This window comes from Brevundimonas sp. (assembly GCF_031082345.1).
Taxonomy (GTDB): Bacteria; Pseudomonadota; Alphaproteobacteria; order Caulobacterales; family Caulobacteraceae; genus Brevundimonas.
Genome location: NZ_JAVHLH010000013.1, coordinates 1 through 7,999, shown reverse-complemented (window position 1 = coordinate 7,999; position 7,999 = coordinate 1). Strand labels below are relative to the sequence as shown.

Below are 7,999 nucleotides of genomic sequence, written 5' to 3'. Positions count from 1 at the left end.
GACCCATTCGGAGCCGACGGAGGGCTTCGCCGTCCGCTATGGCGAAGCCTCGCCCACGGTCTCCGGCTGGCTGGAGCGATTCTCGCCGACCCATCTGATCGGCTGGGCCGAAGGGCTGGGGCAGCCGGTGTTCACCGGCTCGTCGGGGCGGGTGTTTCCCCGATCGATGAAGGCCTCGCCGCTGCTGCGCGCCTGGCTGGGTCGGCTGGCGGAACTGGGCGTCGAGGTGCGGACGCGGTCGCGCTGGGCGGGCCGCAGGGACGGCGGCTGGGTGTTCGACACCCCACAGGGCGAGCGGGTCGAGCGGCCCGACGCGGTGGTGCTGGCGCTGGGCGGGGCGAGCTGGCCCCGGCTGGGTTCCGACGGCGGCTGGCGCGAGCGGCTGGAGGCGGAAGGCGTCGATGTCGCGCCGTTCCGGCCCTCGAACGTCGGCTTCGACGTGGCCTGGTCGGAGGTGTTCGCCGAACGGTTCGCGGGTCAGCCGCTGAAGCCCGTCGCCCTGACCTTCGGTGAGACGACGGTGCGCGGCGAGACGATGGTGACCCGCTACGGGCTGGAGGGCGGTGCGATCTACGCCCTGTCGGCGCCGCTGCGGGACGCGGTGGAGCGCGACGGCTCGGCGACCCTGACCGTCGACCTGCGGCCGGATCTGACGATCGAGGCCCTGGCCGGACGGCTGGCGAAATCGCGCGGCAAGGACAGCGTGTCCAACTGGCTGAGGAAGGCGGCGGGCCTGTCGCCGGTCGGCGTCGGTCTGCTGCGGGAGATACCCGGCGAGCTGCCGGCGGGGGCGGACAAGCTGGCGCGGCGGATCAAGGCGGTGCGGCTGACCCTGACCGGGGTGCAGGGGTTGGCGCGGGCGATCTCCTCGGCGGGCGGCGTGCGGCTGGACGCCGTCGATGAGCGGTTGATGCTCAAGGCCCTGCCCGGCGTGTTCGTCGCCGGCGAGATGCTGGACTGGGAGGCCCCGACGGGCGGCTATCTGTTGCAGGCGTCCATGGCTTCCGGCGTAGTCGCGGCGGAGGGCGTGCTGGACTGGCTGGCGGAGGACGCTAGGACGGGGACATGAGCGACCTCCCCGAGATTCACGGCGTCTGCCCGCCCCGCTTCGCTGCGGTGAAGGACGCCTTCTCCGCCAATTTCATTGACGCCCCCGAGGGGCTGAACGAACTGGCCGCCGGTTTCAGCGTCTGCATCGAGGGCGAGACCATCGTCGATCTGCGGGCGGGCTATGCCGACACCGCCCGGACCCGGCCGTTTGAGGCTGATACGCTCGTGCCGGTGTTCTCGACCGGCAAGGCGGTGATGGCGGCGCTGATCGCCCTGTGCGTCGAGCGGGGCCTGCTGGATTACGAACGGCCGGTGGCGGGTTACTGGCCGGCCTTCGGGGCGGCGGGCAAGGCGGCGATCACCGTCGGCCAGCTGATGAGCCATCAGGCGGGCCTGCCGGGCTTCGACGAGGCGGTCGATCCGAGCCTGTGGTTCGACCCGGTCTCGGTGCTGGAGCGGCTGTGCGCCCAGGCGCCGATGTGGGAGCCGGGGACGGCCAGCGGCTATCACCCGATCACCATCGGCTATCTGGCCGGCGAACTGTTCCGGCTGGTCGACGGGCGCAGCATGGGGACGGCGCTGCGCGAAGAGTTTCCCGGCCTCGACCTGTGGATCGGCCTGCCCCAAGCCGAACATCACCGGGTGGCGCAGATGCGCAAGCCGACCGCCGCGCCGGATCTCGGGACCATCGATGCGGTCAAGCGCGCGGCCTTCCTCGAAAAGGGCTCGGCCCCGGGGGGGCGGGGCTCGACCGAATGGCGGATGATGGAGATTCCGTCGGCCAATCTGCACGGCACGGCGCGGGACGTAGCGCGGCTGATGACGGTGGTGGCGACGGGCGAGTTCGAAGGCCGGATGGTGCTGTCCGCCAACACCCTTGCGCAGATGCGGCGGGAACGGATCGCCGGGGTCGATCGCGTGGTGCCCTTCGACATGAGCTGGGCGGCGGGCGTCATGCGCAACGAGCGCCTCGGGGTTTTCGGGCCGAATCCGGAGGCCGTCGGCCACTCCGGCTGGGGCGGCAGCTGCGCCTGGGCCGACCCGGACGTGAAACTGTCGGCGGCCTATGTGATGACCCGCCAGTCGCCGCACCTGATCGGTGATCCGAGGGCGGTGAGGTTGCAGCAGGCGCTTTACGCCAGCCTCTGACTCAGACCGGTTCCGCCGCCCGCTTCAGGGCCTCGCGCGCGGACCGGTGGCGGAAATACGCGGCGGCGGCGAACACCCCCGCCCCGCCCCAGATGAAGGCGAAGGACAGAATCCGGAGCGGCGTCAACGCCTCTCCGGCCCAGACGCCGACGACGAACTGCAGCGTCGGGGCGAGGAACTGGATGAAGCCGATGGTCGACAGCGGCAGGCGCCGGGCCGACCAGGCGAACAGGGCCAGCGGCAGCACCGTCGCGGGCCCGTTGGCGAGCGCCCAGAGGGTGTTGGCGGGGCTGTCGAAGGCCACGCCGGCGCCGGTGTGCTGCAGCCACAGCACCCAGGCCAGGCCGAACGGCAGCAGCAGCAGGCATTCGACCAGCAGGCCGGCCTGGGCGTCGATCGGCACGTGCTTGCGGATGACGCCATAGGTGGCGAAGCTGATCGCCAGGATGATCGAGATCCACGGCGGCCGGCCGAGGGCGAGGGCCTGGAACAGCACCCCGACGGCGGCGAGGCCGATGGCGACCCAGCCCCAGCGGTCGATCTTCTCGCGGAACAGCCACAGGCCGACGACCATGTTGAGCAGCGGGTTGATGTAGTAGCCGAGACTGGCCTCGAGCGTTGCCCCGTGGGTCGTGGCCCAGACGTAGACGCCCCAGTTCAGGCCGATCAGCACGGTCGAGAAGGCCAGCCAGGCCAGGGTCCTGGGCGAGGTCAGGACGGCGCGGACCTGCCCCCCCTGCTTCGCCAGCCAGACCAGCAGGCCGGCCACGGCCACGGCCCACAGGGCGCGGTGGGCAAGGATCTCCAGCGAGTCGAAGCCCGCCGCCGCCTGCCCCATGAACAGCAGGGGCATGACGCCCCACAGCGTGTAGCAGGCGAAGGCCGACAGGAGGGCGGCGCGGCCCTGATCCGGGCCGGTGACGGGGGCCATGGAGAACTCCTTCGCCGGAGGGAGCGGCGAGCGGGAACTTAGACGGTGATGGAGCGGTAGCCGGACGACGGCTTGATCGTGCCTGTCTCGTCGAGCAGCTGGGCGATCTGGACGGCGTTGAGGGCGGCGCCCTTGCGCAGGTTGTCGGAGACGATCCACAGCGACAGGCCGTTCTCGACCGTCGGGTCCTTGCGGATGCGCGAGACGTAGACGGCGTGTTCGCCCGAGGCGTCGACGGGGGTGATGTAGCCGTCGTGCTCCTGCTTATCGATGACCATGACCCCGGGGGCCTCGCGCAGGATGGCGCGGGCCTCGTCGGGGCTGATCGGGCGGTCGAACTCGAGGTTCACGGACTCGGAATGGCCGACGAAGACGGGCACCCGCACGCAGGTGACGGTCAGCTTGATGTCCGGGTCGAGGATCTTGTGGGTCTCGTCCCACATCTTGGCTTCCTCGTCGGTGTAGCCGTCGTCGCGGAACGAACCGATCATCGGGATGACGTTGAAGGCGATCTGTTTGGGGAACAGTTTCGGCGTGGCGTCGCCGAGGCCGTAGATGGCCTTGGTCTGGTTCCACAGCTCGTCCATGCCCGCCTTGCCGGCGCCCGAGACCGATTGATAGGTCGAGACCACGGCGCGCTTGATCTTCGCGGCGTCGTGCAGGGGCTTCAGCGCCACGACCAGCTGGGCGGTCGAGCAGTTCGGGTTGGCGATGATGTTCTTCTTCTTCGCCAGCTTGATGGCGTCCGGGTTCACCTCCGGCACGATCAACGGCACCTCCGGGTCCTTGCGGAAGGCCGAGGAGTTGTCGATGACGATGGGGCCGGCCTTGCCGATCTTCTCGGACCACTGACGCGAGACCTCGCCGCCGGCGCTCATCAGCACGATGTCGACCTTCGAGAAGTCGAAGCTCTCGATGTCCTCGCATTTGATGGTGCGGTCGCCCCAGGACACCTCGACGCCCTTGGACTGACGCGAGGCGACGGCGTGCATTTCGTCGACGGGGAATTCCAGTTCCTCGAGGATGTTCAGCATCTCCCGGCCGACGTTGCCGGTGGCGCCCACGATGGCGACTTTGTATCCCATATTGGTTTGTCCTTCGGATGCGCTATCGCTCGACGCGCGGCGTCTCGCTGCTTGAGCGCGGAAATGTGGTGAGGCCGTATCCGGACTGTGCGGCTGTATGTGGGCCATCGCGGGCGCGAAGCAATCGCTTTTCAGCGGCGGCGGGCGCCGTTAAGGCCGAGAAGGATGGGATCACGCATACGCGCTGCTTATGAGAAGCGGCTGGCCGACGGCCGGCTGACCGCCGATCCGTCGCAGGTTCCCGTGGTCGAGGCCCTGGCGCGGCTGGAGATCGGGCTCGGCCGGAAAGGTCTGTTCGGCGGACTTCTGGGCGGGCCGCCCGAGGTGCGGGGCGTCTATCTGTGGGGGCCGCCGGGACGCGGCAAGTCCATCCTGATGGACCTGTTCTACGCCTGCGTGCCGGAGAAGCGGAAAAAGCGGGCGCATTTCCACGCCTTCATGGCCCGGGTGCACGGCTTGATGCGCCAGTGGCGCGAGAGCGACGCCGAGGCGCGCGAGGCCGTTTTCGGCCAATCGAAGGGGGACGATCCGATCGTTCCGGTGGCGGCGCTGATCGCCTCGGAGGCGCGACTGCTGTGCTTCGACGAGCTGCAGGTCACCGACATCGCCGACGCCCTGATCCTGGGCCGGCTGTTCGAGGCCCTGTTCGAGCAGAAGGTGGTGCTGGCGGTGACCTCGAACCGGGCGCCGGACCAGCTGTATCTGAACGGGATCAACCGCGAGCTCTTCACGCCCTTCATCGACCTGATCGAGGCGCGCTGCGAGGTGGTCTCGGTGGCCGGCGCGCGCGACTGGCGGCTGGACCGGCTGATGGGCGACCGGGTCTGGTTCACCCCGCCGGACGAGGCGGCGCGGGCCGGGTTCGAGGCGCTGTGGGCCGATCTGAAGGGCGAGCAGGAGGAATGCCCGGCCCGGCTGAGCGTGCTGGGGCGCGAGGTGGTCATCGAGCGCACCGACGGCGGGCTGGCGCGGGCGACCTTCGCCGAACTGTGCGGGCGGGCCCTCGGACCGCAGGACTATCTGGCCGTCGCCGAGCGGTTCCACACCCTGTTCCTCGAGGACCTGCCGGTGCTGGGACCGGCCAAGCAGCAGGAGGCGCGGCGGTTCGTGACCCTGATCGACGCCCTCTACGAGGCGGGCACCCGGCTGGTCACCCTGGCCGAGGCGCCGCCGGAGGCGCTGTACAGGAAGGGCGTCGGGGCCTTCGAGTTCGAGAGGACCGTGTCGCGGCTGAACGAGATGGCGGGGGCGGAATGGCTGGCGCGCGAACGGGACTGACGGCCCGGGCCGCCTTGCTTTCGCCGCTCATCCATCGATAGGTGAGGGCCTGCAGGAGACCCCGATGATCCGTTTCGCGACCCTCGCCGCCGCCGCCGCCCTGGCCCTCGCCGCCCCCGCGGCTGCATCCACCGCGCCCCTCCCCGTCCAGACCGCCGCCGATCCGGGCGTCTCCGTCGAGGCGGTCCGGACGTGGCTGATCTCCAAGGGCGGCACGGTCAGCGAGGTCAACCGCGAGGGCGGCGAAACCTGGCTCACCGTCAGCGACGGGCCGCTGAACTGGATGATCTTCTTCTACAGCTGCCAGGCCGACGTCTGCGGCGACATCCAGTACGCGGCCAGCTTCTCCAACCCGATCATCACCCAGGCCATGATCAACGACTGGAACCGCGACCGCCGCTTCCTCAAGGCCTTCTTCACCCCGGGCGCGCCGGGCGGGGACCAGACGGCGGTGGTCCAGTACGACGTCCTGATCCACAGCGGCGACGTCGAGCAGCTGACCGACCACACCGCCCTGTGGCTGGACCTGGTCAACGCCTTCGGGACCACGGTCGGCTATTTCGCCGCCGCGGAGTAGTCGGGGCCTCGCGGCCCGGCCCCCGGCCTGCTAACGCGGACGGATGAAGGCCGAACAGGTGGATGTGCTGATCGTCGGCGCCGGCGCGGCCGGGATGATGTGCGCCATCGAGGCCGGGCGACGCGGGCGGTCCGTGCGGGTCGTCGATCACGCCCGGGCGCCCGGCGAGAAGATCCGCATCTCGGGCGGCGGGCGTTGCAACTTCACCAATCTGGGGACCGGGCCGGCCAATTTCCTCGGCGAGAACCCACGCTTCGCCACCTCGGCCCTGCGGCGGTTCACCCAGCACGACTTCATCAAACGGGTCGATCAGGCCGGCATCGCCTGGCACGAGAAGACGCTGGGGCAGCTGTTCTGCGACGACTCTGCGAAACAGATCATCCGTATGCTGACGGACGATATGCAGGCGGCCGGCGCGCGACTGTCGCTCGGCGTCGCGGTCGATCGGGTCGGCCGTGACGGCGACGGCTTCACGGCGACGTTGTCGGACGGATCCACGCTCCGGGCGACCTCGCTGGTGCTGGCGACCGGGGGCAAGTCGATCCCGAAGATGGGGGCGACGGGCTGGGCCTATGACACGGCGCGGGCGTTCGGGCTGCGGGTGACCGACACACGACCGGCGCTGGTCCCGCTCACCTTCGAGGCCAGCCTGCTGGAGCGGCTGAAGCCGCTGGCCGGGGTGTCGGTGGAGGCGGTGGTCAGCCACGGCAAGACGAGGTTCGCGGAGGGGCTGCTGTTCACCCACCGGGGGCTGAGCGGACCCTCCGTGCTGCAGATTTCGAGCTACTGGCGCGAGGGCGAGGCGATCTCGGTGGCCATGGCGCCGGGCGTGGACGTGTTCGCGCGGCTGAGGGCGATGAAGGCCGAGAACGGCCGACAGGCGGCGCATACGGCGCTGGGCCATCTCGTGCCGAAGCGACTGGCCGAGGTGCTGGTCGAGCAGGAACAGGCCCAGGGGAACCTGGCCGATCTGTCCGACAAGGCGCTGCGGCGGCTGGACCAGGCGGTCAACCACTGGAGCGTCAAACCGGTGGGGAGCGAGGGCTATCGCACCGCCGAGGTGACGCTGGGCGGGGTGGCGACGGACCAGCTGGACCAGCAGACCCTGACGGCGAAATCCGTACCCGGACTGTATGTGATCGGCGAGGCGGTCGACGTCACCGGCTGGCTGGGCGGCTACAATTTCCAGTGGGCCTGGTCGTCGGGCTGGGCGGCCGGGCAGGCCTGCTGAGCCCGCGACGTTCCGGCCCCTTGCAACCTCCCGGCGACGCTCTCACCTTGGTCGCGCGGGACGGGCCCCTCTGGCGCGGCCGCCGGCGGTGTTCCCTCGGACCGTCGGAGGCGCGTGATGTCGGACCGCATCGGGCGCTCCGGCGTTCGACTCCGGCCCAATCCGGGACCGCTGGAGCGCCCGATTCCCGTTCTCACCCTTCCGGAGACGATCTGATGCCGCTGCTGATGTGCCCGAACGACAACGCCGCCATGCAGACGCTGGAGCGCAACGGCGTTCAGTTCGACATGTGCCCGACCTGCCGCGGCGTCTGGCTGGACCGGGGCGAGCTGGAGAAGCTGATGGCCGCCGCGACCGAGGACGGCCGCGCCTCGGCGGCGCCGCCGCAACAGGCCGCGCCGCAGCCTTGGGGCCAGCAGCCGCCGCAGGCCTATCGCGAGCCGCCGCGGTACAAGGACGACCGCTACCGCGACGACGACGACAAATACCGCAAGAAGAAGCGCGACAGCATCTTCGACATCTTCGACTAGGCGTCCCGGACGACCTCGGTCAGGCCGCCAGGCCCGCCGCCTTCATCAGCCCCTTCAGCGGCGCCAGCTTTTCCGGCGCGGCGGCGAGGGCGGCGCGGTTGTCGGGGGCGCGGAACAGCTTGACCGCCTCGGCCTTGGCCCGGTCGGCGGCCGGGCCGAGGGGCGCGG

The 7,999-nt window shown here is 70.3% G+C and carries 8 protein-coding genes; 6 read left to right on the top strand and 2 right to left on the bottom strand.

All coding sequences use genetic code 11. The annotated features are described in order from the left end of the window. Together RDU12_RS01785 and RDU12_RS01780 are read left to right on the top strand one after the other, a co-directional pair. Nucleotides 1-1,069, top strand: a 1,069-nt coding sequence (locus RDU12_RS01785) for a TIGR03862 family flavoprotein (protein ID WP_308684017.1), incomplete at its 5' end; no start/stop codon positions are given. Beyond that, nucleotides 1,066-2,199, top strand: coding sequence for a serine hydrolase domain-containing protein (locus RDU12_RS01780; protein WP_300290305.1), 1,134 nt, complete (start codon nucleotides 1,066-1,068; stop codon nucleotides 2,197-2,199). The genes RDU12_RS01785 and RDU12_RS01780, both read left to right, overlap by 4 nt. Before the next feature lies 1 nt (nucleotide 2,200). On the opposite strand, the gene rarD is transcribed toward RDU12_RS01780, so the two are convergent. Both rarD and RDU12_RS01770 read right to left on the bottom strand, forming a co-directional pair. Further along, nucleotides 2,201-3,130, bottom strand: coding sequence for an EamA family transporter RarD (gene rarD, locus RDU12_RS01775; protein ID WP_300290306.1), 930 nt, complete (start codon nucleotides 3,128-3,130; stop codon nucleotides 2,201-2,203). Nucleotides 3,131-3,168: 38 nt separating this feature from the next. Next, a complete protein-coding gene (locus tag RDU12_RS01770) occupies nucleotides 3,169-4,215 on the bottom strand; it encodes an aspartate-semialdehyde dehydrogenase (protein WP_300290307.1) in 1,047 nt (348 codons plus the stop codon). Between the two features lie 165 nt (nucleotides 4,216-4,380). On the opposite strand from RDU12_RS01770, the gene zapE reads away from it, so the two are divergent. The 4 genes from zapE to RDU12_RS01750 all read left to right on the top strand — a co-directional run bounded on the left by zapE (nucleotide 4,381) and on the right by RDU12_RS01750 (nucleotide 7,831). After that, the gene (gene zapE / locus RDU12_RS01765; protein WP_300290308.1) at nucleotides 4,381-5,493 is read left to right on the top strand and encodes a cell division protein ZapE; all 1,113 of its coding nucleotides are present in this window, start codon (nucleotides 4,381-4,383) and stop codon (nucleotides 5,491-5,493) included. Nucleotides 5,494-5,557: 64 nt separating this feature from the next. Continuing rightward, nucleotides 5,558-6,070, top strand: coding sequence for a YbjN domain-containing protein (locus RDU12_RS01760; RefSeq protein WP_300290309.1), 513 nt, complete (start codon nucleotides 5,558-5,560; stop codon nucleotides 6,068-6,070). Between the two features lie 43 nt (nucleotides 6,071-6,113). Continuing rightward, on the top strand, nucleotides 6,114-7,301 hold the full coding sequence (locus tag RDU12_RS01755; RefSeq protein WP_300290310.1) for an NAD(P)/FAD-dependent oxidoreductase: 1,188 nt from the start codon (nucleotides 6,114-6,116) through the stop codon (nucleotides 7,299-7,301). Between the two features lie 215 nt (nucleotides 7,302-7,516). Beyond that, entirely contained in the window at nucleotides 7,517-7,831 is a 315-nt protein-coding gene (locus RDU12_RS01750; RefSeq protein WP_308684016.1) for a zf-TFIIB domain-containing protein, read from the top strand. The last annotated feature ends 168 nt before the right edge of the window (nucleotides 7,832-7,999 follow it).

Bases quoted from the DNA above. Each gene is read 5' to 3' on its own strand.
- RDU12_RS01780 (WP_300290305.1), top strand. From the start codon at position 1,066: ATGAGCGACCTCCCCGAGATTCACGGCGTCTGCCCGCCCCGCTTCGCT.
- rarD (WP_300290306.1), bottom strand. From the start codon at position 3,130: ATGGCCCCCGTCACCGGCCCGGATCAGGGCCGCGCCGCCCTCCTGTCG.
- RDU12_RS01770 (WP_300290307.1), bottom strand. From the start codon at position 4,215: ATGGGATACAAAGTCGCCATCGTGGGCGCCACCGGCAACGTCGGCCGG.
- zapE (WP_300290308.1), top strand. From the start codon at position 4,381: ATGGGATCACGCATACGCGCTGCTTATGAGAAGCGGCTGGCCGACGGC.
- RDU12_RS01760 (WP_300290309.1), top strand. From the start codon at position 5,558: ATGATCCGTTTCGCGACCCTCGCCGCCGCCGCCGCCCTGGCCCTCGCC.
- RDU12_RS01755 (WP_300290310.1), top strand. From the start codon at position 6,114: ATGAAGGCCGAACAGGTGGATGTGCTGATCGTCGGCGCCGGCGCGGCC.
- RDU12_RS01750 (WP_308684016.1), top strand. From the start codon at position 7,517: ATGCCGCTGCTGATGTGCCCGAACGACAACGCCGCCATGCAGACGCTG.